General features: G+C 66.6%; 24 protein-coding genes. 10 read left to right on the forward strand and 14 right to left on the reverse strand.

What is annotated here, in order from left to right:
* Positions 1-56: 56 nt before the first annotated feature.
* Positions 57-344, forward strand: a complete 288-nt coding sequence (locus P1L40_RS04195; protein WP_284010061.1) for a DUF8006 family protein — start codon at positions 57-59, stop codon at positions 342-344.
* On the opposite strand, the gene P1L40_RS04200 is transcribed toward P1L40_RS04195, so the two are convergent.
* The 4 genes from P1L40_RS04200 to P1L40_RS04215 all read right to left on the reverse strand — a co-directional run bounded on the left by P1L40_RS04200 (position 341) and on the right by P1L40_RS04215 (position 4,980).
* On the reverse strand, positions 341-1,192 hold the full coding sequence (locus P1L40_RS04200) for an NAD(+)/NADH kinase (protein ID WP_284010062.1): 852 nt from the start codon (positions 1,190-1,192) through the stop codon (positions 341-343). The two genes, P1L40_RS04195 and P1L40_RS04200, sit on opposite strands and share 4 nt — an antisense overlap.
* A gap of 46 nt (positions 1,193-1,238) precedes the next feature.
* Positions 1,239-1,397 (reverse strand): hypothetical protein, encoded by a 159-nt coding sequence (locus P1L40_RS04205; protein WP_284010063.1) that lies wholly within the window; start codon positions 1,395-1,397, stop codon positions 1,239-1,241.
* A gap of 93 nt (positions 1,398-1,490) precedes the next feature.
* Entirely contained in the window at positions 1,491-2,591 is a 1,101-nt protein-coding gene (locus tag P1L40_RS04210) for a DNA topoisomerase IV subunit A (RefSeq protein ID WP_284010064.1), read from the reverse strand.
* Position 2,592: 1 nt separating this feature from the next.
* Positions 2,593-4,980 carry a DNA topoisomerase VI subunit B gene (locus P1L40_RS04215; protein ID WP_284010065.1) on the reverse strand — a complete coding sequence of 796 codons (2,388 nt, stop codon included), beginning with the start codon at positions 4,978-4,980 and terminating at the stop codon, positions 2,593-2,595.
* A gap of 221 nt (positions 4,981-5,201) precedes the next feature.
* Between P1L40_RS04215 and gyrB the strand changes: the two genes are divergently transcribed.
* The 5 genes from gyrB to P1L40_RS04240 all read left to right on the forward strand — a co-directional run bounded on the left by gyrB (position 5,202) and on the right by P1L40_RS04240 (position 11,755).
* Complete coding sequence (gene gyrB / locus P1L40_RS04220; protein ID WP_284010066.1) at positions 5,202-7,130, forward strand: DNA topoisomerase (ATP-hydrolyzing) subunit B; 1,929 nt, start codon at positions 5,202-5,204, stop codon at positions 7,128-7,130.
* Positions 7,127-9,577 (forward strand): DNA gyrase subunit A, encoded by a 2,451-nt coding sequence (gene gyrA / locus P1L40_RS04225; RefSeq protein ID WP_284010068.1) that lies wholly within the window; start codon positions 7,127-7,129, stop codon positions 9,575-9,577. The genes gyrB and gyrA overlap by 4 nt, the downstream gene beginning before the upstream one ends.
* Positions 9,578-9,754: 177 nt before the next feature.
* Complete coding sequence (locus P1L40_RS04230) at positions 9,755-10,972, forward strand: hypothetical protein (protein ID WP_284010069.1); 1,218 nt, start codon at positions 9,755-9,757, stop codon at positions 10,970-10,972.
* Between the two features lie 89 nt (positions 10,973-11,061).
* Positions 11,062-11,421 (forward strand): ArsR/SmtB family transcription factor, encoded by a 360-nt coding sequence (locus P1L40_RS04235; protein WP_284010070.1) that lies wholly within the window; start codon positions 11,062-11,064, stop codon positions 11,419-11,421.
* 1 nt (position 11,422) lies between these two features.
* Entirely contained in the window at positions 11,423-11,755 is a 333-nt protein-coding gene (locus P1L40_RS04240) for a DUF7521 family protein (protein WP_284010071.1), read from the forward strand.
* Positions 11,756-11,793: 38 nt separating this feature from the next.
* Here the strand turns inward: P1L40_RS04240 and rocF are convergent, their stop codons facing one another.
* The gene (gene rocF / locus P1L40_RS04245) at positions 11,794-12,708 is read right to left on the reverse strand and encodes an arginase (protein WP_284010072.1); all 915 of its coding nucleotides are present in this window, start codon (positions 12,706-12,708) and stop codon (positions 11,794-11,796) included.
* A 71-nt stretch (positions 12,709-12,779) separates the two neighbouring features.
* Between rocF and P1L40_RS04250 the strand changes: the two genes are divergently transcribed.
* Complete coding sequence (locus P1L40_RS04250; protein ID WP_284010073.1) at positions 12,780-14,333, forward strand: receiver/sensor box histidine kinase; 1,554 nt, start codon at positions 12,780-12,782, stop codon at positions 14,331-14,333.
* A 34-nt stretch (positions 14,334-14,367) separates the two neighbouring features.
* On the opposite strand, the gene P1L40_RS04255 is transcribed toward P1L40_RS04250, so the two are convergent.
* Genes P1L40_RS04255 through P1L40_RS04265 form a run of 3 tightly spaced genes read right to left on the reverse strand, consistent with a single transcriptional unit; the run spans position 14,368 to position 17,646 of the window.
* Positions 14,368-15,096 (reverse strand): PH domain-containing protein, encoded by a 729-nt coding sequence (locus P1L40_RS04255; RefSeq protein WP_284010074.1) that lies wholly within the window; start codon positions 15,094-15,096, stop codon positions 14,368-14,370.
* Between the two features lie 3 nt (positions 15,097-15,099).
* On the reverse strand, positions 15,100-16,671 hold the full coding sequence (locus tag P1L40_RS04260; protein WP_284010075.1) for a hypothetical protein: 1,572 nt from the start codon (positions 16,669-16,671) through the stop codon (positions 15,100-15,102).
* A gap of 57 nt (positions 16,672-16,728) precedes the next feature.
* Positions 16,729-17,646 carry an NAD-dependent epimerase/dehydratase family protein gene (locus tag P1L40_RS04265; RefSeq protein WP_284010076.1) on the reverse strand — a complete coding sequence of 306 codons (918 nt, stop codon included), beginning with the start codon at positions 17,644-17,646 and terminating at the stop codon, positions 16,729-16,731.
* 103 nt (positions 17,647-17,749) lie between these two features.
* Here P1L40_RS04265 and P1L40_RS04270 point away from each other — a divergent pair, with 103 nt between their 5' ends.
* Positions 17,750-18,283 (forward strand): HTH domain-containing protein, encoded by a 534-nt coding sequence (locus P1L40_RS04270; RefSeq protein WP_276180423.1) that lies wholly within the window; start codon positions 17,750-17,752, stop codon positions 18,281-18,283.
* 123 nt (positions 18,284-18,406) lie between these two features.
* Positions 18,407-19,570, forward strand: coding sequence for an NAD(P)/FAD-dependent oxidoreductase (locus P1L40_RS04275; protein WP_284010077.1), 1,164 nt, complete (start codon positions 18,407-18,409; stop codon positions 19,568-19,570).
* 206 nt (positions 19,571-19,776) lie between these two features.
* Here P1L40_RS04275 and P1L40_RS04280 read toward each other — a convergent pair whose 3' ends face one another.
* On the reverse strand, positions 19,777-20,547 hold the full coding sequence (locus P1L40_RS04280; protein ID WP_284010078.1) for a class I SAM-dependent methyltransferase: 771 nt from the start codon (positions 20,545-20,547) through the stop codon (positions 19,777-19,779).
* Positions 20,548-20,767: 220 nt separating this feature from the next.
* On the opposite strand from P1L40_RS04280, the gene P1L40_RS04285 reads away from it, so the two are divergent.
* Complete coding sequence (locus P1L40_RS04285; RefSeq protein WP_284010079.1) at positions 20,768-21,091, forward strand: hypothetical protein; 324 nt, start codon at positions 20,768-20,770, stop codon at positions 21,089-21,091.
* A 34-nt stretch (positions 21,092-21,125) separates the two neighbouring features.
* Here P1L40_RS04285 and P1L40_RS04290 read toward each other — a convergent pair whose 3' ends face one another.
* The 5 genes from P1L40_RS04290 to P1L40_RS04310 all read right to left on the reverse strand — a co-directional run bounded on the left by P1L40_RS04290 (position 21,126) and on the right by P1L40_RS04310 (position 24,972).
* Entirely contained in the window at positions 21,126-21,950 is an 825-nt protein-coding gene (locus tag P1L40_RS04290; protein ID WP_284010080.1) for a nucleoside phosphorylase, read from the reverse strand.
* On the reverse strand, positions 21,947-22,339 hold the full coding sequence (gene cdd / locus P1L40_RS04295) for a cytidine deaminase (protein WP_284010081.1): 393 nt from the start codon (positions 22,337-22,339) through the stop codon (positions 21,947-21,949). Before cdd ends, P1L40_RS04290 begins: the two co-directional genes overlap by 4 nt.
* Positions 22,340-22,384: 45 nt before the next feature.
* Complete coding sequence (locus tag P1L40_RS04300) at positions 22,385-23,743, reverse strand: phosphohexomutase domain-containing protein (protein WP_284010082.1); 1,359 nt, start codon at positions 23,741-23,743, stop codon at positions 22,385-22,387.
* 277 nt (positions 23,744-24,020) lie between these two features.
* Positions 24,021-24,749, reverse strand: coding sequence for an archaeal proteasome endopeptidase complex subunit beta (gene psmB, locus P1L40_RS04305; RefSeq protein ID WP_284010083.1), 729 nt, complete (start codon positions 24,747-24,749; stop codon positions 24,021-24,023).
* 52 nt (positions 24,750-24,801) lie between these two features.
* The gene (locus tag P1L40_RS04310) at positions 24,802-24,972 is read right to left on the reverse strand and encodes a hypothetical protein (protein ID WP_284010084.1); all 171 of its coding nucleotides are present in this window, start codon (positions 24,970-24,972) and stop codon (positions 24,802-24,804) included.
* Positions 24,973-24,976 lie beyond the last annotated feature (4 nt).

Raw genomic sequence — 24,976 nt, forward strand, 5'->3', positions numbered from 1 at the left:
CGGTACGGCTGTAACGGAAGTTTAATGATTGCGTCACGGCGAGATTCGGGATAGGAATGCTCGCGCCACCGCTGCAACTCATCGACAGCTTCCTGCTGAACTACAACGTTGGCGATGTCCTGTTACTGAGCTTCGTCCTCGGCGCTGTCGGAGTGCTGCCGACGCGGTCGCTCCGGCTGCTGGGGCTACACACGGTCGGTATCGGCGTCGTCCTGCTGATCCTGCCGACGACGACGATGGAACCGAGCGCCGGGAGCTTTCTGACTTCGTCGTTCCAGTACAAGCTGTTCGGGCTCGTGTTGCTCGTGATCGCCCCCGTGCTGTTCTCGCTGGGCCGGCGCTAGGCGAGTTTCTCCAGCGCGGTGAAGAAATCGAGCGGCGGTCCCGCGAGGCGGATCGGGTCGCTCGCCCGCGAGATGGCGACCCGACACGGCGGTTCGATCTTCTGTCTGACACGCCCGTCACTGACGACGACACCCGTGTCCGTCGCCGTCACCTCGACTACCACCTCGCTGTCGGCGTCGACGACGAGGGGTGGCATCCCCTCGTCACCGGCCATCTCGGTGACGATGAGGCCGTCGACATCGGGGTGGACGAGCGGCCCGCCCTCGCTCAGGTTGTAGGCGGTCGAGCCCGTGGGTGTCGCGACGAGGACGCCGTCGGCGTGGTCCGCGGTGTAGGTCGCCCCGTCGACCTGGACCCTGAAGGTTCCGCCGCCGCCGTGGCCGCGACGGGACCCCTGGACGACGACCTCGTTGAGCGCCGGCGACAGTTCCCAGTCGTCGCCGCTGGCCCGGATCCGCGCCAGTGCCCGGGTGCGTGCGCTGCCGGTCTTCTGGATGTGTTCGACCTCGGCGACGACCGTCTCGATCGCCTCCTCGGGCGCGATGGCGTTCAGAAAGCCGACTTCGCCGAGATTGACGCCCATGATCGGTGTCGATCCCGCCCCGCGGGCGGCATAGAGGAAGGTGCCGTCGCCGCCGATGCTCACGACGAGAGCACACTCGTCCATCGACTCGACGGGTGCGGTCTCCGGGGTCGGACGCTCCCAGGCGTCGTGGTCGTCGGCCGTCTCGCCGGTGGTCTCGTCGACCACGACAGCGGCGGAGACCTCGTGGAGCCGGTCCGACAGCGTACTCGCAAGCGAGATGGCCCGGTCGTTGTTGCGCTGGGCCACGATGCCGACGGTCATACCGGTAGCTACGGCGCGGGGGTCATAAACCAGCCAGGGTTCGCCCTCAGATCTCCTCGAGCGAGTCGAACTCGCTCCAGCACTCACACTCCAGGTCCTCGATCGACGTTACCTCGTCGGGGAACGACGAGATTGGCATCCCGTCGTCGAACTCCCCACAGCCCTCCCGGTGGAGAGAGAAGTCACCACTCGCCATGACCGGCATACACACAGCAACGGCGTTCTGGTGTATAAATCTCGCCTTCGGGGGCGGTTTTGCGGTGTGTCGCCGGTCCCGAGTAGACGCCGGCGAACCCCCTTACAGCACGCCCATATCGGTCAGCCGCTCGGGGAGGTAGGTGTCGGTCACGAAGTCCAGCCCGCGGGAGGCAAGCGCCTGCTGCTCGGCCTTCTTCCCGATGTCGAGCTGGAGTTCGATCTGTTCCTCCCAGAACTCGGTCTGGAAGCGCGGGTCCTCCAGTTCCGACTCCAGGGCGTTGATGTCGGAGTCCGACAGCGGGTCCGTCGGGAGGTCGTACTCGACGATGTCTTCCGGGCGGATGCCCACGAACTGCGCCTCCGGCGTCGCCAGGTACTCAGAGAGGTGCGCGGACTTGATCGAGCCGTAGGCGACCGAGCCGTAGATGCGGTACGACCAGGGGTCCCCGTCAGTGAAGACCACGACCGGGAGGTCGAGTTCGTCGTGGAGCCGTTTGGTGATCCGCCGGGTCGCCCGGGCCGGCTGGCCCTTCAGGTGGACGACGATGACGTTGTGCTCCTCGTCGAAGCCGTTCTCGACCAGCCGGTCGCGCATCCCGCCGGTCTCGACACAGAGGACGAAGTCGGCGTCGTTGTCCAGGAACTCGATCGTGTCGGGGTTGTTCGGGATCTGGTAGCCGCCCTCTCCCACGTCCTCCTGACAGTGGATGACCCGCTCGCCACGCCGGGTCTGTTCGCGCAGTTCTAGAGGCCCCATGATCGTCGCGCCCGACTCCTCGGGACGCATGTGGAAGTCCTCGCGAGTCACCTCAGAGACGATCTCCAGGTCCTCGATGAGCTGGTTCGACTCGTCCTGGCTGGAGAACTGGGCGTCTTCGAGGTCCCAGGACTCCGAGAGGTAGTACAGTTCACGCAGGGTCGACGAGCGGTCCTCGTCCAGTTGTTTCGAGAGGAACTCGATGGTGTAGATCGCCTTCAGGAGCTTCTGTGCGCCCGAGACGGACTTTGCCGACCGCGTGGAGGTGCGGTCGCCGTACACCCAGACGTGCTTGTCCTCGTCGTACTCGATGTTTGACTTCGTCCGGGTGGGAATCGTCATGGTCGGTACGTCCCCCTGGGCGAACTGGTCGTAGAACTCCGCCGCGAGGTCGATCAGTTGCTCGCGGGCCTCCGTCGAATCGGGTGTCGTGCTCTCGCTCATATCAGGCATCCACCGTCAGTTTCTCGTCTTCGATACCGTCGACCGAGACGGTGAACTCGGCCGCCTCGGTGACGCTGTACTCCAGAGTCGTTCGGTCGCCGGCGCCCACCGTCGGCGACCACTTGACGAACCACTCGCCGTCCATCTCGACGACCGTCGCGCCGTTGGTGTCTGTCGGCTCGGCGGTGACGATGTCGGTCAGTTCGATGTCGGCGTTCGTGTCGTCGTTGTTCTCGACGGTCAGCCGAACCGTGCCGTCCTCGACCTCCCGCTCGACGAGGACGTTGTTCATGATCCGGGCCAGCGAGTCGTCGATGTGTAACTCGTCGTTGCCGGTGACCTCGGTGAGCTTCTGGGCCATCTCCGGCAGGATGGTCGCCAGTTTGTTCTGCTTTTTGCGGCGCTGTTGCATCGACCGGCGCTTGTTGAGGTAGCTCTTGAGTTCGCGGGCGGCCTCCCGGATGGCGAGTTCGATCTCGTCTTCCATCTCGGGGACGTTGGCGATGGCGTCTTTCGACTCGCTCGTGAACGGGACGTTCGTCGAGGCGACGTGGACCATCAACACGGCGGGGCCGTTGGGGATGCCGGAGCCGCCGGGCTGATCGAGGTTGTAGTTGCGCCAGTTGATCCCTTTGATCACGTCCGTCGTCGCACAGGCGCCCCGCTGGTAGACCAGCGGGACCCGGTTGGCAAAGCGCATCACGTCGATGGCACCCTCGGCGGGGATGTCCCCGCCGTAAGCGATGCCGGCTTCCACGATGAACGGGTCGCCCCCGTGGACGGCGGCGTCCCGGGTCGAGGCCGCGTAGAAGTCCGCGTCGAACTCCTTGCGAAGCCCCTGTTCGACCAACTCGGCGCTGATCGGGGCCAGACAGTCCGTCGGCGGCGCGATGATGTCGGTCTCGCGCATCGCCGAGAGCAGTTCGCTCGCCGTGTCGCGGTCGTCGGCCACGTCGGACACCGTCGGCGGGTCGTCGGGCACCCGAACGGCCACGTCCCACAGCCGATCGAGAATTTTCTCGCGGGCCGTCTCGCCGAAGGTCTCGTCGTCCTGTTCCTCGGTCATGTCCGCGGCGCGGTCGACGTACTCGCCGAGTTCGTCCCGGGTCAGCCGGTGGCGCCCGTCGCCGAACTTGTCCGCGAGTCGGCTGGCGAGGCCCTGGACGGCAGCGTCGTCCTTCCGCGTGGTCGTCGCCGCGTCGACCAGTTCGTAACAGTCGCTCGTCCGTTCGGCGGTGACGGCCGCCCAGGCCGCCTCGACGGCGTTCTCCCGGACCGTCGACCCGAACGTCGTGTCGTACTCGGCTTCTACGTCGGCGGCCGTCTCGTCGACGATCTCGGCGATCTCGTGGTGAGCGACCCGGTCGCTATCTTCGATTGCGTCGGCCACCCCGGCGGCGAACGCGGCGGTCGCGTCGGCGCCCTTGTTGGCGACCGCGTCCTCGACGGCCGCCTCGATCGCCTCGTCCTCGTGGGCCTGGGGCGGGCACCAGGCCATCCCGCGACCGTAGTGGCGGTCGTTGAAGTTCGCGATGACCTTGTCGGAGGTCTTGCCGCCGACGCGGGTGAACTCCTCCTGGAGAAAGCCGGAGATGGAGTAGGAGTCGGTCGCCTCCAGCATCTTCAACAGGGTACCGAGTTCGACGCCGTGGGGGTGGGGTCGGATCTCCTCGGTCTCATCGGGGAGGTCGGCGCCCTCGACGCGCTCGAACTTCTTCGGTTCGTCCAGCCCGGGTTCGTCGAACTCGATCCGGGCGTGGGGGTTGACGACCGCCGTGTCCTGGATGTAGTCGTGCAGCGACGAGCGGGCCCGCATGTTGGCCTCCATCTCCAGTTCGATGCGGGTCCCGTGGGGGCGCTCCCAGGTGGTCGTCTCGTCGACGCTGATCTCCGGTTCGTTCGTGTCGGTGTCGACGATGAGTTCGAAGTACTGGGCCTCGGACTGGCCTTTCGGCCGGGAGGTGATCTTGGCGGGTTTGCCCGAGGTGAGCTGTGAGTACAGGACGGCCGCCGAGATACCGATCCCCTGCTGGCCGCGGTTCTGCTCACGGGCGTGGAACCGGGAGCCATAGAGGAGCTTCCCGAAGATCTTGGGGAGCTGTTCTTTCGTGATCCCGGGGCCGTTGTCCTCGACGATCAGCCGGTAGTAGTCGCCGGCCTCCTGGATCTCGACGTAGATGTCCGGCCGGATACCCGCCTCCTCACAGGCGTCGAGAGCGTTGTCGACGGCCTCCTTGACGGCCGTCACGAGCGCCCGGGCGTCCGAGTCGAAGCCCAGCATGTGCTTGTTCTTCTCGAAGAACTCGGCGATGGAGATGGCCCGCTGGGACTCGGCCAACTCCTCGGCGATCCCCTCACCCTCGCCGAGTCGCGACTGATACGAAGTCATTGTCGTGCGGTAGGTACCGGCGTCGGGGTTAAAAGGTGTTCGCCGCCGGAGTGAAAGTGAAACTGGCCGTCCCAGCGGCGGTGTGCCGGACAGTTATTTCGTCTGACGAGTGGCCGGAAAATTTATTTAATCCCGTCTCCCTCGCCGGGTTTCGCCCGCGTCGCTCGCACGCGCGTGCGGGAGTTTTATCAACCCGCATCTACTAAGGAGAGTAAGTTCCTATGTCAGGAGAGTCTGATGAGTACGGCGCAAAGTCGATCCAGACCCTCGAAGGGCTGGAAGCCGTCCGGAAACGGCCCGCGATGTACATCGGGTCGACGGACGCCAGAGGCCTCCACCATCTCGTCTACGAGGTCGTCGACAACGCCATCGACGAGGCCTTGGCCGGCTACTGTGACACTATCGACGTGACCATCCACGAGGACGGCTCCGTCTCCGTCAGCGACGACGGGCGGGGGATCCCCGTGGACGAACACGAAGAACACGGCCGCCCGGCCGTCGAGGTCGTGATGACCATCCTCCACGCGGGCGGGAAGTTCGACAACAAGTCCTACCAGGTGTCCGGTGGCCTGCACGGTGTCGGCGTGAGTGTCGTCAACGCCCTCTCGAAGTGGCTCGAAGTCGACATCAAACGCGACGGCGCCCTGTGGCGCCAGCGCTTCGACCACGGCACACCGGAGTACGACCTGAAGAAGATCCGCGACCTGGAACCGGGCGAGGACACCGGGACGACCGTCCGGTTCTGGCCGGACTCGGAGATCTTCGAGACCGGCGAGTTCTCCTTCTCGACGCTGTCCTCGCGGCTGCGCGAACTGGCCTTCCTCAACTCCGGCGTCTCCATCACCATCGAGGACGAGCGCGACGGCGCCGCCGAGACCTTCGAATACCAGGGCGGCATCAAGGAGTTCGTCGAGTACCTCAACGAGACCAAAGAGCCGCTACATTCGGAGGTCATCTACTTCGAGGACACGGACGACATCGCCGAGGGGACCGTCCAGGTGGAGATCGCCATGCAGGGCACCGACGACCTCCAGGGGTCGATCCACGCCTTCGCCAACAACATCAACACCCGCGAGGGTGGGACCCACCTCACAGGGTTCAAGACGGCGCTCACCCGCGTCGTCAACGACTACGCGACCGACAACGGACTGTTGAAGGACCTCGACGACACCCTCAAGGGCGACGACATCCGCGAGGGGCTGACCGCGGTCATCTCGGTCAAACACCCCGACCCGCAGTTCGAGGGCCAGACGAAGACCAAACTCGGCAACAGCGAGGTTCGCGGGATCGTCGAGTCGGCGATGCACGACGGGCTGGCGACCTTCTTCGAGGAGAACCCCGACACCGCCGAGATGATCGTCGGGAAGGCCGTCGAGGCCGCGAAGGCACGCAAGGCCGCAAAGAAGGCCGAGGAGCTCACCCGGCGGAAGTCCGCGCTCGATTCGACGGCACTGCCCGGGAAACTGGCCGACTGCCAGACCCGCGACCCCGAGGACGCCGAACTGTTCATCGTCGAGGGCGACTCCGCGGGCGGGAGCGCGAAGCAGGGGCGAAACCCCGAGTTCCAGGCGATCCTCCCGATCAAGGGGAAGATCCTCAACGTCGAGAAACACCGTCTGGACCGCATCTTAGAGAACGACGAGATCCGGAACCTCATCACGGCGCTTGGCACCGGGATCGGCGAGGAGTTCGACATCGACGAACTCCGCTACGAGAAGATCATCCTCATGACGGACGCGGATGTCGACGGCGCACACATCAGAACGCTGCTGTTGACGCTTCTCTACCGGCACATGAAGCCGCTGCTGGAAGCGGGCTACGTCTACGCGTCCCAGCCCCCGCTGTACCGCATCCGGTACCGCGGTGAGACCTACGACGCGATGACCGAGGCGGAGCGCGACCGGATCGTCGAGGAGAAGTGCAACGGCAACCCCACCCAGGTCCAGCGGTTCAAGGGCCTGGGCGAGATGAACCCCGAACAGCTCTGGGAGACGACGATGGACCCCGACAACCGCATCCTCAAGCAGATCACCATCGAGGACGCTGCCGCGGCCGACAAGATGTTCAACGTCCTGATGGGTGACGCCGTCGAGCCCCGCAAGGAGTTCATCAAGGAACACTCCCCGGAAGCCGAGTGGGTGGACATATGAGCTCGGACGTGCCCGACGACGCGAACGCGCCCGCACAGCGGGTCAAACACGTCCGTATCGAGGACGAGATGGAGCAGTCCTACATCGACTACGCGATGTCGGTCATCGCGGGTCGAGCCCTGCCGGATGTCCGGGACGGGATGAAGCCCGTCCACCGGCGCATCCTCTACGCGATGCACGAGATGGGCGTCTCGGCGGGGTCGAGCCACCGGAAGTCCTCCTCGATCGTCGGCGAGACGATGGGTGACTACCACCCCCACGGCGACTCCGCGATCTACGATACGCTCGTGCGGATGGCCCAGGACTTCTCGATGCGCTATCCCCTCGTGGACGGCCAGGGGAACTTCGGGTCGATGGACGGCGACCCGCCCGCGGCGATGCGGTACACGGAGGCCCGGATGGCCCCCATCGCCGAGGAACTGCTCGAAGACATCGAGAAAGACACCGTCGACTTCCAGAGCAACTACGACGACCGGCTCCAGGAGCCGGCGGTGCTGCCGGCGAAGGTCCCGAACCTCCTGCTCAACGGCTCGTCGGGGATCGCCGTCGGGATGTCGACGAACATCCCGCCGCACAACCTCGGGGAGCTGGTCGACGCGACGGTCCACCTGATCGACAACCCCGAGGCGACCGTCGAGGACCTGATGGAACACGTCTCCGGACCGGACTTCCCGACCGGTGGCAACATCGTCGGCCGGGACGCCATCTACTCGGCGTACGCGACCGGGCGGGGCCGGCTCCGCGTGCGGGCGGAGTACGAGGTCGACCGCGAGAACGGGCGGATCGTCATCAGCGAACTGCCGTACCAGGAGAACAAGGCCCGTATCGTCGAGCGGATCGCCGACGATGTCAACGAGGGCAAGATCGAGGGCATCGCGGACCTGCGCGACGAGTCGGACCGCAACGGCGTCCGGATCGTCGTCGAGTTGAAACGCGGCGCGAACGTCGACGTGGTCGAGAACCGCCTGCTGGACCACCACCTCGAATCGACCTTCGGCGTCATCAACCTCGCGCTGGTCGACGGCCAGCCACAGGTGCTCTCGCTGAAAGAGAGCCTCGAACACTACGTCGAACACCGCCGGGAGGTCGTCCGCCGGCGCTCCGAACACGACCTCGCGGAGGCCCAGGACCGCGCACACATCCTCGAAGGCCGGCTGAAGGCCCTGCAGAACGTCGACGACGTGGTCGAGCTGATCCGCAACAGCGAGGACCGGGACGCCGCTCGGGCCGGCCTTCACGAGGAGTTCGACTTCTCGGAGGACCAGGCCGCCCACATCGTCCGGATGCAACTGGGCTCGCTCACCTCGATGGAGGCCGCCGAGATCGAAGAGGAGTACGAGGACGTTCAGGAGACCATCGAGTACCTCCAGGCGGTACTGGACAGCCAGGCGAAACTCGACGGTGTCATCAAGGACGAACTCCACGAGGTCAAAGCCGAGTACGACGACGAGCGCCGGACCTCGATCATCGAGGACGAGGGCCAGGTCACCCACGAGGACCTGATCCCCGAGCAGGACTGCGTGGTCGTCATCACGGAGGACGACTACATCAAGCGGATGCCCGTCGAGAACTTCGATCCCCAGAACCGCGGTGGGAAGGGGATCATCGGCGCCGACCCCAAGGAGGGCGACCGCGTCTCGAAGGTCTTCCGGGCCAACAGCCACGATTACCTGCTCTGTTTCACCAACCAGGGGCAGGTCTACCGGCTCAAGACGTACGAGATCCCGGAGATGTCCCGCACCGCCCGGGGGAAGTCCGCGGTCAACATCATCAACCTGGACGACGGCGAGGAGATCACCGCCGTCGTCTCCACGGACGACTTCGAGGCTGAGGAGTGTCTCACGATGGTCACCCGGAACGGCTACGTCAAGCGCACCTGTGCGGCGGACTTCGAGAACATCCTCTCGACGGGGATCCGCGCGGCGAAACTGGAAGCCGGCGACGAACTCGTCGACGTAGAGGTGACCGACGGCACGAAGGACCTGGTCATCGCCTCCGAGGGCGGGATGACCATCCGCTTCGACGAGAACGAGGTCAGCGAGATGGGGCGCTCGGCCCGCGGTGTCAACGGGATCAAACTCGACGAGGGCGACAGTGTCGCGGCGATGGTCGCCACCGACGACGACGACGACCGCGCGCTCCTGACGGTGACCGAACACGGCTTCGGTAAGCGGACGAAACTCACCGAGTACCGCGCTCAGTCCCGGTACGGAAAGGGTCTGGTCGACATCAAGACCGGCGAGCGCAACGGCCGGGTCCGCACGGCCAAGGCCGTCACCGACGACGACCACCTCGTCATCATGTCCGAACAGGGCCAGATCATGCGAATCCGCGCCGCCGACATCTCCCAGGTCGGGCGAAACACCAAGGGTGTGACGATCATGGAACTGGAAGACGGCGACGGTGTCGCGAGCGTCACCGTGGTGCCGACGTTGACCGACGAGTAGGACCGCGAGCGAAGCGAGCGGCTTTTTCGCCCACGTTTTTGCGGTGAGTGGTGGCCGAGCGTTGTGTGCCTATCTGAGCCGGCGGCCACGTCAGCGAATAAAAACCTGTCGCCGATTGCGCTTGGTCGCAACCCGGCCTTTTATATAATGATCCCGGCGGTCGTCCGTCTACACGCGATGGTCCCCGAGAAGACGACACGACGTGAGGCACTCCGACTCGCCGCGGGTTCGCTCGCGGCCGGCACGGCCGTGAGTCTGAGTGGCTGTACCTCCGCACTGCCGCCGCTCGGCTCACAGTTGGATTTCGGCCGTGTCGACGTTCCCGACGCGGACGACCCGGCGTACAGACAGTGGCTACCGGCACCCGCCCGGATCGCCGACGACCGCCACCACTACGACGTGTTGGTCCGCCGACCGACCGCCCTCGACTACACCGCGCCAGTGCGGTTCGTGGTCCCGAAGAAGTCCCTGCTGACCGATCTCGACTACGTCGGCGTCGGCTACGCGAACTACGACCGCTTGCTCTCGACGCCCTTCGGCGTCGTCCTCGAAGGCCAGTTCGACGCGGCGACGGTCACGGCCACGCTGGCCGACACCGGCTACGCCCGTGACGGCGCCTTCCACGAGTACGACCTGTTCACCCGCGCGGACGACCCGCGGACGGTCGCGGTCCGTGACGGCACCGTGGTGTACGCGAACGAGCGCCGCCACGAGGCGGCCGACGTGCGAGCCCTCGTCGACGCCGAGGCCGGTCGTATCGACCGCTATCACGAGGCCGAGGACCGGTTCGCCCGGGCGAGCGCGGCCATCGGCGAGAGCCGCATGGTCGAGTTCCTCCGCCCGAACGACGCGCGTAGCTGGCTCAAAGCCGAGGGGTTTCGCTTCGACGGCGACACCGCGTACCACGTCGTCACCCACCTCTACCCCGACGGCGAGGCGGTCCCGACCGACCGACTCAAACAGCGCAGCGTCCAGAAGACGCTGCTGACCCGAGAAGTCGACGCGTTCCACTACGAGGAACGCGGCCAGCGAGCGACGGTCGCCGGTCGGATCCCACCGGGCGAGGGGCTCGACCCCGCGACGGAGCCGTACCCGCCACACGCCACCTGGGGCGGGGCCGTCGATCCCGACGCCGGGACCGCGACGCTCCGTCACGAGGCCGGCGAGCCCGTCGACCCGTCGAACCTGCGATTCGAACTGCGCTCCCCTGACGGGACTGTCGGAGAGGATGGGACGCCGTGGACCGGGGCCGATTCGGTCCGGCCCGGCGACACCACGACCGTCCCCTCGAACGGAGCGGCGTCGGCCGACGTGGCCGCGTCCACCCTCCAGTACACGGCCGAGGGCGCCAGCTACGGCTCGCTGTTCACTATCGAGACGGAGGGCGACGGATGACCGTAGCGACCGCGCCCGCCGGCCGACAGACCCGACCCCCGTCCCCGCCTGCCGAGCCCCGCCACCACGGGAGGTTATTTCCCCAGCACATGACAGAGACATCTGTGGCCGAGGACACCGACCTATCGACCGTCGTCAGCCTCCTCGACGACGAGCACGCCCGGTCGATCCTCGTCGAGACGAGCGAGGAACCGCTGTCGGCGGCGGAGCTGAGCGAGCGGTGTGACGTGTCCGTCTCGTCGATCTATCGCCGCCTCGACCGACTAGAGGCGGCGAACCTGCTGGACGAACAGACACGACCGCGCCGCGACGGCCACCACGACACCGTCTACGCCTCCCTGCTGGGCCGGTTCGAGCTCACGATCCAGGACGGGAGCGTAGAGTGGACCGTCGAGGAGACCGACACCGACGTGGCCGACGAACTCACCCGCCTCTGGGGGAACTTCTGAGATGGTCGCACTCGGTTCACTCGTCGACGTGCTTACCGGCGCGGCGGCGACGGGGTCGGCCATCATCGGTCTCTACATCGGGGCCCACGCGTACCGGGGGCTCCGGCGCCACGGCGACCCCTCCATGCGATACCTCTCCATGGGGATGATCCTCCTGTTCGGCGTGACGTATCTGGTCGCGCTGCTCGGCCAGGGACTGATCGCCTCCCACGTCGTCGGGATCCGCTACCAGGGGGCGTTCCGACTCGTCGTCAGACTGCTCCAGTTCGCCGGCCTGGGGCTCATCGCGTACTCCCTGCGGCTCGCCACCGACGGCGGGGCGCTCTCGCGGTGAGTGAGGCCGGGCCGGTGGCGACACCGTGCGTGTGCGGTTCAGAGGATGCGTTCGCCGAACGCGCTGGCGACGAGTTCACAGGCCAGCTCCGCGGTCTGGTTGTGTTCGTCGAGGATCGGGTTGACTTCGACGACCTCCATCGATCGGAGCGACTCCCGGTTGTCGGCGACGTACTCCATGGCGACGTGGGCTTCCCGGTAGGAGACACCACCCCTGACCGGCGTCCCGACACCGGGTGCCTCCGTCGGGTCGAGCCAGTCCAGGTCTAGCGAGACGTGGAGCCCGTCGGTCCCGTCGGTCGCGATCGACAGCGCCTCCTGGACGACCGCCGAGGCCCCGCGGGCGTCGATATCTGACATCGTGAACGCGGTCACGTCGCTGTCGGCGACCAGCCGTCTCTCCCCCTCGTCGAGGCTCCGCAGTCCGACGAGGACGACGTTCTCCTCGCTGACGCCCGGGACGTGTGCCCACCCGGCGTCAGCGAAGTATCCTTTTCCCAGGATGCCAGCGAGCGACATCCCGTGGATGTTGCCACTCGGCGTCGTCTGTGGCGTGTTGAAGTCCCCGTGTGCGTCGAACCAGACGATCCCGAGTTCCTCGTCGGGGTCGGTCGCCCCGTCGACGGTCCCCATGGCGATCGAGTGGTCACCGCCAAGCACCAGCGGGAACTCGCCGTCGGCACGCGTCGCGGCGACGGCCGTCGAGATGTCCGCACAGACCTCTCGTGTCTGGGCGAGGAACTTCGCTCGGCCGTCGGGGAGCCCGTCCGCGTCCGGGTCCCCCTCCTCCGGTCGCGGGACCGCGATGTCACCGCCGTCGACACAGTCGAGCCCGAGTGTCCCGAGCTGGTCTGCCAGTCCGCCGTACCGGATGGCGGACGGCCCCATGTCGACGCCTCGTCTGTCGGCGCCGAGGTCCATCGGAACGCCGAGGACGCGCACGTTCGGTCGCATACGTTCACTACGAGAGCCGCTAGCAAAAAAATGACACCAATTAAGTCGGTCTGTCGGTTACATCTGGTAGCATGGACCAGCGCGAGTCGCACCGATCGGACGCGGGATCGACGCACGTGCTCGTCGTCGATCCCAGTCCGACCCGGGGTGATCGACTCGCGGACAGGCTCGAAACCCACGCTGCCATCGAGGGGTACGCGAGCGCGTCCGTCGACGCGGCCATCGATCGGCTCGCCTGGCCGGATATCGACTGTCTGGTCGTTCGCCACGACGGCGACGGGTTCGATGCCGTCGGGGCGGCCGAAACAATCTGTGAGAAACACCCCTGTCTTCCGGTCGTGTTGTACACGACTACGGAGTCGACGGTCGCCCAGGAGGCGGTTGGGACCGCGATCGACGAGTTCGTCGACGGAACCAGCGGTGACCGGGTCACCGAGCTTGCGGCCGCGGTCGAGGACACTGCGCTGGATTCGACCGCACAGGACGACCTGACGACACCGCCGCTCGACGACCCACCGACCCCGAACGTCGATGCCGGGACTGTCGAGGAGTTGCTCTCGGCCGGCATCGACGCCGACCAGCTCTCCAGGCTCCTCCACAAGAGCCGGCTGTTCGATACGATCATGGAGTCGATCCCGGTCCACCTCTACATCAAGGACATCGACGCGCGACACCTCTACGTCAGTACCGGCTACTTCGAGGAGTCGCTCGACGAGTTCATCGGAAACACCGACCCCGAGATCGGACTCGTCGCCGACAGACACGCCCGACGGGCACACCGGGAGGACGAGCACGTGATCAGGTCGGGCGAGCCGGTCCTGGACAAAGTAGAGTACCTGCCGATGCTCGATCAGTGGAACCTCACCTCGAAAGTGCCCTGGCACGGTCCCGACGGGGAGGTCGTCGGGCTCATCGGTGTGACCCGCGACATCTCGGCCCGCAAGGAGCGCCAGAACGAGGTCAGACGACAGAACGAGCGTCTCGAACGGTTCGCCAACATGGTCAGTCACGACCTCAGGAACCCCCTCCAGTTGGCCACGATGCGACTCGAACTCGCCCGGCGGGCCGACGACCCGACACAGCATCTCGACGACGTTGACGCCGCACTCCAGCGGATGGACGCCCTCATCGAGGACGTGCTCGCGCTGGCGAGACAGGGCAAGCGTGTCGTCAACCCCGAACCGATCGACCTCGACGAGGTCCTCCACATGGCCTGGAACTCCGTCGACGCACCGGACGCGACGTTCGTGCTCGCCTCGTCGCCGGGGACGGTCCTCGGCGACGAGGGGCGCCTCCGACAGCTCGTGGCCAACGTCTTCCGGAACGCGATCGAACACGCCGGGACGGCAGTGACGATCAGCGTCGGCCGGCTGCCGGACGAGACCGGGTTCTACATCGAGGACGACGGCCCCGGGTTTCCGGACCCGGACGACAGCGAACTGTTCGAGGCCGGCTACACCACGAGCGAGACGGGAACCGGCTTCGGGCTCTCGATCGTCGCCGAGATCGCCGACGCCCACGACTGGACCGTCCGTGCCACTACGGGCGACGAGGGCGGCGCGCGACTGGAGTTTACCGGCGTCGACAGACCGTCCTTCGACAGCCCCGAGCCTCGGGACAGCTGAGCCCGCCACGCTGTCGAGAGCCGCGTCGGCGAGCCTACTCCGACCGCGCTGTGTCCTGTTCGTCGGGTTCTGTCGCGGCCTGCCCTTCGTTCGGGCCGTCGGTCAGTTTCGAGCGGACCAGATCCGCGAACTCGCTGGGTTCGTAGATCTCGCCGACCGAGACAGTCAGCCCGCCACTCGCGCCGGATCGAACCGCGACCGTCCCCAACCCGAACAGCGATTCCCACGCCGACCGCCGTTCCTCGACGCCACGGACCTTCTCCAGCGGAACCTCGTTGCGCAGCAGCGAGATGAACCGGTACTCTTCGAGGACGCGCTGGTTCGTCAGGAAGTACGTCGTCAGCGTGTGCTGCCAGTACCGATACAGGCCCCTGGAAAACAGGAAGAATCCGACGGCGAACACGACGGTCGGCTGGATCAGCGGCCGCTCCGTGAAATACAGCAGATAGCCGGCGACGCCCAGGATCGGCGCCCCGACGATCGCTTCCGCGAGGGCGTTGCGCTGGGCCGGTTTCCGCTCCTCGACGACGTGTTCGTCGTCCCGCATCCGGGGCGCCTCCGGCGCGGCGACGAAGTGGACGTACGTCCCGAGGGCGACGACGAACAGCCCGAAGACCGACAGGGCGATCCCGACTTCCGGGGGTGTCGCAGGCTGTGACGCGACGAGTGGATACCGTGTCTCGAACTCGTAGAGATACACGCCGCCGGCGATCATCGGGAGCCCGAACAGTGCGCTCCAGACGGCTGGAAGTCCTCGTGCCATCAGTTACCCCCCCGTGAACATCTCGTAGAGGATCCCCAGTATCGAGGAGACGGTCCCGATGAGCGTCAGCGTCATCTGATCGAACGATGTCTCCCCACACCGGGTGAAAAAGCCACGGGAACAGCCATCGGTGCCGGCCGAACCGCCGGCTTCGTCGGTATCGTCCGCGAACGTCGGCGACCCGCGCGGGGTCGGGGTCGGTGTCGGAGTCCGAACCCTCTCGATGGTCACCTGCCCGCTGGCGACCGACTCGTTCCCGACCGTGATCCGCTGGCGCTGTGTCGGCGACGAGAGCGGGAACGTGGCTCGCTGGATCGCGCCGTAGCCGGCGTCGAACGCGACGGTCCGCTGTTGTCCCGTCGGGAGTTCGATCCGCTGGGTCGCGACGACGGTCTCGCCGATCCGATAGACGAACTGCCCGTCGAACGGAACCGTCCCCACGTTCCGGACGGTGATCGTGGCGTTTCCGGCATCGCCCTCCTCGATCCGCGTCGGGAGCGAGCGGTCCTGCGTCGCCAGCGCGTCGGCACTCGCGCTCGATCCGCCGCCCAGTCGGATCGCATCACCCGCGCTGGCACCGCCGGAGGTGACGAGCCCGTGGTCGTACGTCGTCCCGGTCCGGGTCGACACACCGGCGGCGTCGATCGCTGCCGCCGTGACCGCGAACGCCACTTGCTTGCGCTCGCCGCCGCCGACGGTCACCGTCTTTCGCTCGACCGTCGTCCCGGCGAACTGGTACGCGACCTCGCGTGTGACGGTCGTCGCCGAGGGGTTCGAGACCGTCCCCAGGACGACGAACTGTTGCTCTGTGGGTGCCGTCACGGGTGACTGGAACCCGTCGAGCCCGAGGTCGACATCGGGTGTCACACGGAGATAGCGTGGCACCCCCTCACCGGACGCGTTGCGGACGCCGTGGACGTACGTCCCGGTGTCGAGCGACTGTGCGTCGGTCAGCGACGCCTCGGCGGCCGGTTCGAAGGTGACGACCTGGGACTGGCCACCGTCGAGCGTCACCGATCGAGCGGCGACTGTCGATCCCGCGAAGACGTACTCGACCCGCTCGGATCGTCGTTCGCTCGCCGGGTTCGCCACGGTCGCCGAGACGGTGATGGTCTCGCCCGGTCGGACCCGCTCGGGCGCAGCGAGGTCGGTGATCACGAGCCCCGAAGACGCGTCGGCAGTGGTCGATGTCGACGCCGTCTGGCGACCGTCTGCCCCACCCTGTGGGTTGGTCGTCGTCGGTGTCGCGGTCGGCGTCACTGTGTCGGTTGGTGTCGCGGTCGGCGTTGCCGTCGCGGTTGGTGTCGTCGTCGGCGTTGCCGTCGGCGTCCCGGTCGGGGTTGGTGTCGCCGTCGGTGTCGCGGTCGATGTCGGGGTCGCGGTCTCCGACGGCGAACTCGTCGGTGTCGCTGTCGTATTCTGGCTCTGCGTGTGGTGTGTCGTTTCGACCGTCCGCGGTCTGTGGTCGGTGTCGGGACCGTCGGCGGCGGTGATCGCCGGCGCCGATGCGACGAGAACGAGGGCGCCGACGAGGAGTATCACTACCGCTGGAGGGGGATCGACGCGGGGCAACATGGGCGGCGTTTCCGAGTAGGGGGTAATAAAACGCCGACATTCACGACGATACGTCGCTCAGTTGTACTGTTGGCAGACGCGTTCGATGCCCGCTTCGAAGTCGATCTGTGGTTCCCAGCCGGTGGCGTCGTTGATCTTCGCGTAATCGGCGCAGGTGTCGTGGACGTAGACATCCTCGGGGATCGGGTTCTCGACGAACTCCGGATCGATATCCGTCCCCAGTTCGTCGTTGAGCAGGTCGACGACGGTCAGGAAGTCGTAGGCCTCGCCCGTCCCGAGGTTGTACACGCCGTTCAGTTCGTGGTCGGCGGCCTGTTCCAGGCCGCGGACGATGTCCTCGACGTGGGTAAAGTCACGGGTCTGCGTGCCGTCGCCGTACAGCACCGGCGCCTCGCCGTGTGCCATGTCGTCGGCGAACTGCGCGATCACGTTCGCGTACTCGCCTTTGTGTTCCTCGGCGCCGCCGTAGCCCTGATACACGGAGAAAAAGCGCATCCCCGCGAGCGAGAGGTCGTAGTGGTTCTGGAAGTACTCGGCGTAGGTCTCGCGGGCCATCTTCGAGGCCTCGTAGCCCGTGTTGACCGTCACGTCCATGGCCTCCGGCGAGGGCTCGGTTCGACTCCCGTAGATCGAGGAGGTCGAGGCGTACACCACGGTGTCACAGCCGTCGTCGCGGGCCTGCTCGACCGTGTTGACGAACCCCTCGACGTTGACCCGTGCGCCGTGTGTCGGGTCGTCCTCGTGCATCGCGTACGAGGACAGCGCCGCCAGGTGGAAGACGACATCCACGTCCGTCGGCAACTCGTCCTCGACGACGCTTCGCTCGACGTACTCGACATCCTCGCGGACGTTCGCCGGCGTCCCCAAGTAGCCGTCGTCGACCACGACCACGTCGTTGTCGACAGCCAGCGAGTTCGCCAGGTTCGACCCGATGAATCCGCCGCCGCCCGTGACCAGCACGCGCTCTCCGTTCATGATTGCTGCACGAACACGGGCTGGCAAAGGGGTGTCGGTTGCCGGCGGCCGACCCGAACCCACCACCGTCGCTTTTAAGGACGGCTGTACCGAACGAAATATTATGTCATCAATAGAACTGACTCCGAGTCAGAAGAATATCTTGCAGGAGCTCGTAAACCTCTACCGCGAGAGCGAGAGCGCTGTCAAGGGCGAAGATATCGCAGAGAAGGTCGACCGGAACCCCGGCACGATACGCAACCAGATGCAGAGCCTGAAAGCGCTCCAGCTCGTCGAGGGTGTTCCCGGACCGAAAGGCGGGTACAAACCGACCGCGACCGCCTACGACGCCCTCCAGATCCAGGACATGGACCAGGCCGCCGAGGTCCCGCTCCGACACAACGGGGAACTCGTCGAGAACGCCAACGTCGAGGAGATCGACCTCACGAGCGTCCACCACCCCGAGGAGTGTCGGGCCGAGATCCAGCTCCAGGGATCGATCTCGCAGTTCCACGAGGGCGATTCGGTCACCGTCGGTCCCACCCCGCTCTCGAAGCTCCAGATCATCGGCACACTCGAAGGGAAAGACGACACGAACAACAAACTCATCCTGACGATCGACGACATGCGGGCCCCGGCCGGCGAGCCCGAGCACTGATCGGATCGACCCCCTTCTCCTCCTGTTTCCGTCGCCGCGGATCGATCACGAACGATCACCCGGAACACGACTCCAGACAGCGATTTCAAAGCCTTTGTATCACCTGACTACTGAGCCCCGTGTATGACAGACCACGTCGTCGTCCTCGGTGCAGGCTATGCCGGTGCTGGCACGATAAACAGCCTCGAATCCGAACTCAACGGTGAGGCCGATATCACCTGGATCTCCGAGACGGACTATCACCTCGTGCTCCACGAGTCCCACCGCTGCATCCGTGATCCCAGCGTCCAGGAGAAAGTCTCGATCCCCGTCCACGAGATCAAAGAGCCAAGCACTGCCTTCATCCAGGACGAAGTCACCGGCATCGACACCGACGACCGCCAAGTCGAACTCGCCGACGGCGACGATGTCGAGTACGACTACCTGCTGGTCGGGCTGGGTACCAGTACCGCCTTCTTCGGTATCGACGGGCTCGAAGAGTACGCCCACACGCTCAAGAGCTTAGACGACGCGCTGGGCATCCACGACGCCATCCAGCAGGCTGCCCGCGAGGCATCCCGGAACGACCCCGCACAGATCGTCGTCGGCGGTGCCGGCCTGTCGGGCATCCAGACCTGCGGCGAGATCGCCGAGTTCCGCGACGAACACCGCGCGCCGCTCGACATCCACCTCGTCGAGGGCCTCGACGAGATCTTCCCCGGGAACGACCCCGAACTCCAGGGCGCGCTGCGCAAGCGCCTGGAGAAACGCGACGTGAACATCATGTGTGGCGAGTTCATCGGCGAGGTCGACGAGGAGACGGTCTACATCGGCGACGACGAGGAACTCGACTACGACGTGCTCATCTGGACCGGCGGCATCACCGGCCGGGAGTGCATGCAGGACATCACGCTGGACAAGGACGAACGCAACCACCGCGTCCACGCCGAAGGCGACTTCCAGACCGACGACGAGCGGGTCTTCGCCATCGGCGACTGCGCGCTGATCGACCAGCCCGGCGAGAACCCCGCGCCGCCGACGGCACAGGCCGCCTGGCAGGCCGCCGAGGTCGCCGGCGAGAACCTGGCCCGGGCCGTCCGTGGCCAACCCCTGAAGACCTGGACCCACAAGGACAAGGGGACGGTCATCTCCGTCGGCGAGGAGGCCGTCGCCCACGACGTGATGAACGTCCCGGTCGACACGTTCGGCGGGCTCCCGGCGAAACTGCTCAAGAAGGGTATCGCCGCCCGCTGGATCTCCGACGTGACCGGCTACGGCCGCGCCGCGAAGGCGTGGCCCGATATGTAAAACCACTTTTTACTGCGTCGGGTGTCCTCGCTCGCTTCGCTCGCTGCGGACACCACTCCTTGTAAAAACCTGGGGAAAAACTGCTCGTGCCAGCCTGCCTTTCCCCGTCTTCGCTCGGCCGCGACGGCAGTCGCGGCACTCGCTCACGGCCACCGCACTGCACAGACAGTCACCGTACTCCACTCCGCACGACCGCCCACCCGTCACTACGCGGCGACCGCCCAGAAACCGAGCGTCCGTGGGACCCTGGACATCAGTTCGGGTGAGGTGCTAGGCTGATCGTCGTAGTCCTCGGGGTCGGAACTGTCCGGAGCCTCGTAGACCTCTTTCACCGTGAAGCTGGCCTCGACGAGTGCCGTGTGGAGGTCCCCGACCGTCCGGTCGAAGACGACGATGTCGTCGTGGAGGACCGGGTCGTGCTTGTCCCGGCGAGGACCAGTGTCGTGGTAGCTCCGTTCGAGCGTCAGGGTCTCGGGGTCGAACAGTTCGTGGTACGGATGGGGAACGTCGAAGGTCAGGAGGCCGCCGTCCCTGAGAATCCGGTAGGCCTCCGAGAGCGCCGCGTCGATGTCCTCGACCATGAAGTAGACGAACCCCGAGTACGCCAGGTCGAAGGTGTCGTCGGGGAGTGGCAGATCAGTCACGTCGCCGGTGACGAACTCGGCGTCGACATCGTAGAGGTTCCGCAGGCGAGTCGCGTGGCGGAGTTGCTCGATCGAGAAGTCGACGCCGACCGCCCTCTCGACGCCGTCCCGGGCGAGGCCGACCGTCCCCTGGCCGCCGCCACAGCCCAGTTCGACGACCGACATCTCCGCACGGGCTGGAAGGTGGTCGGCCTGCCAGTCGGCCATCGAGTCGGGAAGCGGCGAGTACACCGGCGGGAGTCCACCCTCGGCAGTCCCGGCGTTCCACAGCGCCTGATGCTCGTCGCTCCACGCGTCCCACAACCGTCGGTTCTCCCTGTCAGGCTCCGCCATATCGGTCGGTCACACTTCTGTCGAAAGAGTGTTCTGGTCGCGTGTCAGGCCCCACCACACCCGAATTCGATCGCTGTTGACGGGCCGGTATATCGCGCCACGCCCTGTCGCATCAGTTCGTCCGATCAGGAGAGTACGGCAGGTGTTGCTTCCGGCCGGACGTCATCACGAACTGAGTTCACACAATGACTTTATTACACATAGATGATATGAGGAGTACATGGAAACTGGTGATTCGAAGAACTACTCCCGTCGAGCCGTGTTACGAACAGCGGCAGGTGTGGGCGCACTCTTCTCGCTCGGAACGGGGGTCGGGGCTGCACAGTCGACTGGGGGGTACGGGACCGGGGGCTACGGCGCTGGTGGCTACGGGGGCAGGTCGCCGTCGTCACCCGTCTCGCGGTTCGACACGAACGGCCAGCAGGGCATCCAGCGGTCGGAAGTCGTCGTCGCGATCGACGCCTACGACAAGCAACAGCAGGTCGGCGGGCGACCCGTCACGGCCGAAGACGTGATGGCAGTCATCGCGGCGTACAACTCCTGACCGACGGCAACACCGGCATCAACGGCGCCGCCGGCTACCGCTCGATCGAGAGCCCGGCGTGCCACTGGTCGGCGTCGGCGGCCGCGACGGCCTCGTCCATCCGTTCGAGGTAGGTGACGGCGAGACTCGCACACTTCGCGGCCTTGCGCTCGCCCTCCGTGCGGAACTCGCCGGTGACGCGGTTGGCGTACACCGTACAGACCGCGCCCGCCCGGAGCCCGTAGATGCTCGCGAGCGTGAGGATGCTGGCGGCCTCCATCTCGAAGTTGAGGACGCCGGCCTCGCGGAGTTCGTCGAGTCGCTCCGCCGAGCCGCGGGCCTCGAAGCCGTCGAAGCCGGGGCGTGACTGGCCGGCGTAGAAGCTGTCCGTCGAGCATGTCACGCCGAGGTGGTAGTCGTAACCCAGCTCCTCGGCGGCGGCGACCAGCGCCGAGACGACCCGGTGGTCCGCACTCGCGGGGTAGTCCTCGCGGACGTACTCGTCGCTGGTCCCCTCCTGACGGACCGCCCCGGTCGTGATTATCAGGTCGCCGACGCTCGCTTCTTCGCGGATAGCGCCACAGGACCCCACCCGGAGGAGCGTGTCCGCACCGACCCGTGCCAGTTCCTCGACGGCGATCGCCGCGGAGGGGGAGCCGATCCCCGTCGACGTGACCGAGATCGGCGTCCCCTCGTGGGTACCGGTCGCGGTGCGGTACTCCCGGTGGTCGGCGACGACCTCGTGAGCGTCCCAGCCGTCGACGACCTTCGCGACCCGTTCGGGGTTGCCCGGCAGGAGGACGCTGTCGGCCACGTCGCCCGGCCCGACTTCCAGGTGGTACTGCTCTTCGTCGTTGGGGTCCTCGCTGTCGCCGGTCATACGTTCAGATGGGCCTTCGTGATGGTGTTCGGGAGCAGTTCGCCCAGCGTGTACTCGCTGCCCTCGCCGTCGCCCTCATCACAGTAGATGGGGAGGTCCTCGCCACAGAACTCCGCGAGCGACTGGCGACACATCCCACAGGGCGTGACGCCGTCGCGTTTGTCCGAGGCGACCGCGAGCCGAGCGAACTCCCGGTGGCCGTCCTGGACTGCTTTCCCCAGCGCGAGTTCCTCGGCGTGGATGCTGTTGCTGTAGTTGGCGTTCTCGATGTTACAGCCGGTGTAGACCGTCCCGTCGGCCGTCTCGATCGCGGCACCGACCCGGTATTCCGAGTAGGGGGCGTACGAGTCCTCGACGGCCGCACGGGCTGTCTCCAGCAGGTCGTCCATACGCCGGGGCACTCGCGGCGAGGGCAAATACCCACCGGCGTCCGCCTACACGGACTCGGCGGCGACGGCGTCCTCGACCGTCTCGACGACGCCCGCGACGAGCGTGTCCACGTCGTCGCTCTCGGCGTACACCCGGACGTACGGTTCGGTCCCGCTGGGGCGCACGAGCGTCCAGGAGCCGTCCTCGAACGAGAGCCTGACGCCGTACTCCGTGGAGACGCCCGCGTCGGGGTAGGCGGCGGGGAGTGACTCGGCCAGCGTCGCCATCGCGCCGGCTTTCGCGTCGTCGGGACACTCGACGCTGACCTTCCGGTAGGGTCGCTCGGGGACGACCGCACGCCGGTCGGCGAGCGATTCGTCCGCGAACAGTCGCGTCAGGACCGCCGCGCTGGCGACGCCGTCGATCCACCCGCCGAACGCGGGGTGGATGTGTTTCCAGGGCTCGCCGGCGAAGACGACCGCGGTCTCCGCGCCGGCGTCGGCCCTGACCCGGGCGATGCCCTCGTGGAGCGCGCCCAGCCGGACCCGTTCGACCCGGCCGCCGGCGGCCCCGACCCGTTCGTCGACCCGCCCGGACGCGTTGGGCGTCGTCACGACGACGGGGTCGCCCGCGGTCGAGACCCGGGTGTAGTGTTCGCCCAGGATCGCCAGAACGGTGTCCTCGTGGACGACCTCGCCGCCACCGTCGACGACGACGATCCGGTCGCTGTCGCCGTCGTGGCCGATCCCGACATCGACGGCGGTGTCGGCGACGAAGGCCCGGAACTTCGACAATGTCTCGGCCGTGGGTTTGCTCTCCCGGGCCGGGAAGTAGCCGTCGACGTTGGCCTCGACGGCCCGGACGCTCACACCTAGTTCCCGGAGGACCTGTGGCGTCGCGACGCCGGACATCCCGTTGCCGCTGTCGACCGCGACGGTCAGCCCGTCGGGAGCCGCGCCGTGGTCGCCGGCGTACCCGGCGACCGCACGGCGGTAGTCCGCCAGTACGTCGACCCTGTCGGTGTCACCCCACCGGCCCCACTCGGCCGGCGCGAGGCCGTCTTCGACGCGGTCGCTGATCCGACTCTCGGCCGCGCTGTCGTACTCCTGCCCGTCGACGAACAGCTTGATGCCGTTGTCGTGTGGTGGGTTGTGACTCGCCGTGACCATCACGCCCCGGCGGCCACGGGAGGCCCAGGCCAGCGCCGGCGTCGGGACTCGGCCGACGCGGATCACCTTGGTTCCGGCGCTCGCCAGGCCCGACGCGAGTGCGTCCGCCAGCGCCGGCGATGTCACCCGACCGTCGTAGCCGAGCACGAACTCCGCGCCGTCCTGTCCCGCGGCCCGTCCCACCTGGAGGGCGAGTTCGGGCGTCACCCGCTCGACGACATCGCCACGAATCCCGGCCGTCCCGAACAGTTCCATACCGGTGCTCGGGACGGCTGTCGCTTAACTCCTGCCCACCCACCTTTTTCTGTCGTTCGGGAGAGCGAGGCTCTCTCGTGATGACGAAAGACGCCGTCGGCGTCTTTCGAACCACGTCGGGTGGCCTCGCTACGCTCGACCACCACTCTTTGAAAAACGTTGGCGAAAACGGCCGGAATCGGCGCGACGCGCCGATTCCGGTGATCTGTGGGAGTCCCGTGATCGCAGGCTCGAACGCCGAGTGGTGCACGGGGCGCACCCGACGCGCAAAAAGGGACTACAGCAGCTCGTCGAAGTCGTAGCCCTCGATGTCGACGCCCTCGCTCGTGATGTCGGCCAGGTAGATGCCGTTGCCCGACCCGGTGTCGCGCTCGGCGGCGGCCTTGATCGCGGCGGCGGCGACCTCGCGAGCTTGCTCGTTGGTCATGTCGTCCTCGTAGCGGTCCTCCAGGGTCCCGTAGGCGACGGTCAGGCCGGACCCGGTGACGGTGTAGTCGTCTTTCATGACGCCGCCGGCCGGATCGATCGAGTAGACGTGGTGGCCGTCCCCGTCGACGCCGCCCAGGATCGGGTTGATCATGAAGAACGGGCCACCGCGGGCGAAGTTGCCCGCGAGCGTCGAGAGGGCCTGCATGCTCATGTCCTCGCCGCGGCGGGCCTCGTAGAGGTTGACCTCGGCACGCAGCGAGCGGATGAAAGACTGGGCGCCGCCGACGCTGCCGACCAGCGTCAGCGCCGCTGTCGGGTGGATCTGCTCGACTTTCTGGACATTCTTGTTCGAGACGAAGCGACCGCCCAGCGAGGCGCGCATGTCGGTCGCGACCACGACGCCCTCGTTCGTCGCGATACCGATGGTGGTCGTCCCGGTCTTGTTGACCTTCTCGGTGTCCTGGTCGCTGCGGTCCGGCAGCGAGCCGACTTCCGGCTCGTAGGGGTCGGTCTGGAACTCGCCGGCCGACGGGGAACGCTGCTGGGAGAACGGTGAATCAGGAGTGGGGTCGCGCATTAGCGCACCTTTCCCGTCCGGCGGGCATAAATCCTCTTCTTGGAACTGTCGCTCACGCGCTCGCCCGCTCGTAGGCCGAGCCCAGTTCGGTCACCAGCCGATCGACCGGGAGTCGCAGTCCCAGTCGCTCGGTGACCATCGCCACCGGGAGCAACACGATCCCGAGCAGCAGCGTCAGTTGGTACAGTGCAAGCAGCGCGGCGGAGTACAGTCGAACCTCCATCGTC

Origin of the sequence: Haloarcula pelagica, assembly GCF_030127105.1 — an archaeon.
In the GTDB taxonomy this organism is placed as follows: domain Archaea; phylum Halobacteriota; class Halobacteria; order Halobacteriales; family Haloarculaceae; genus Haloarcula; species Haloarcula pelagica.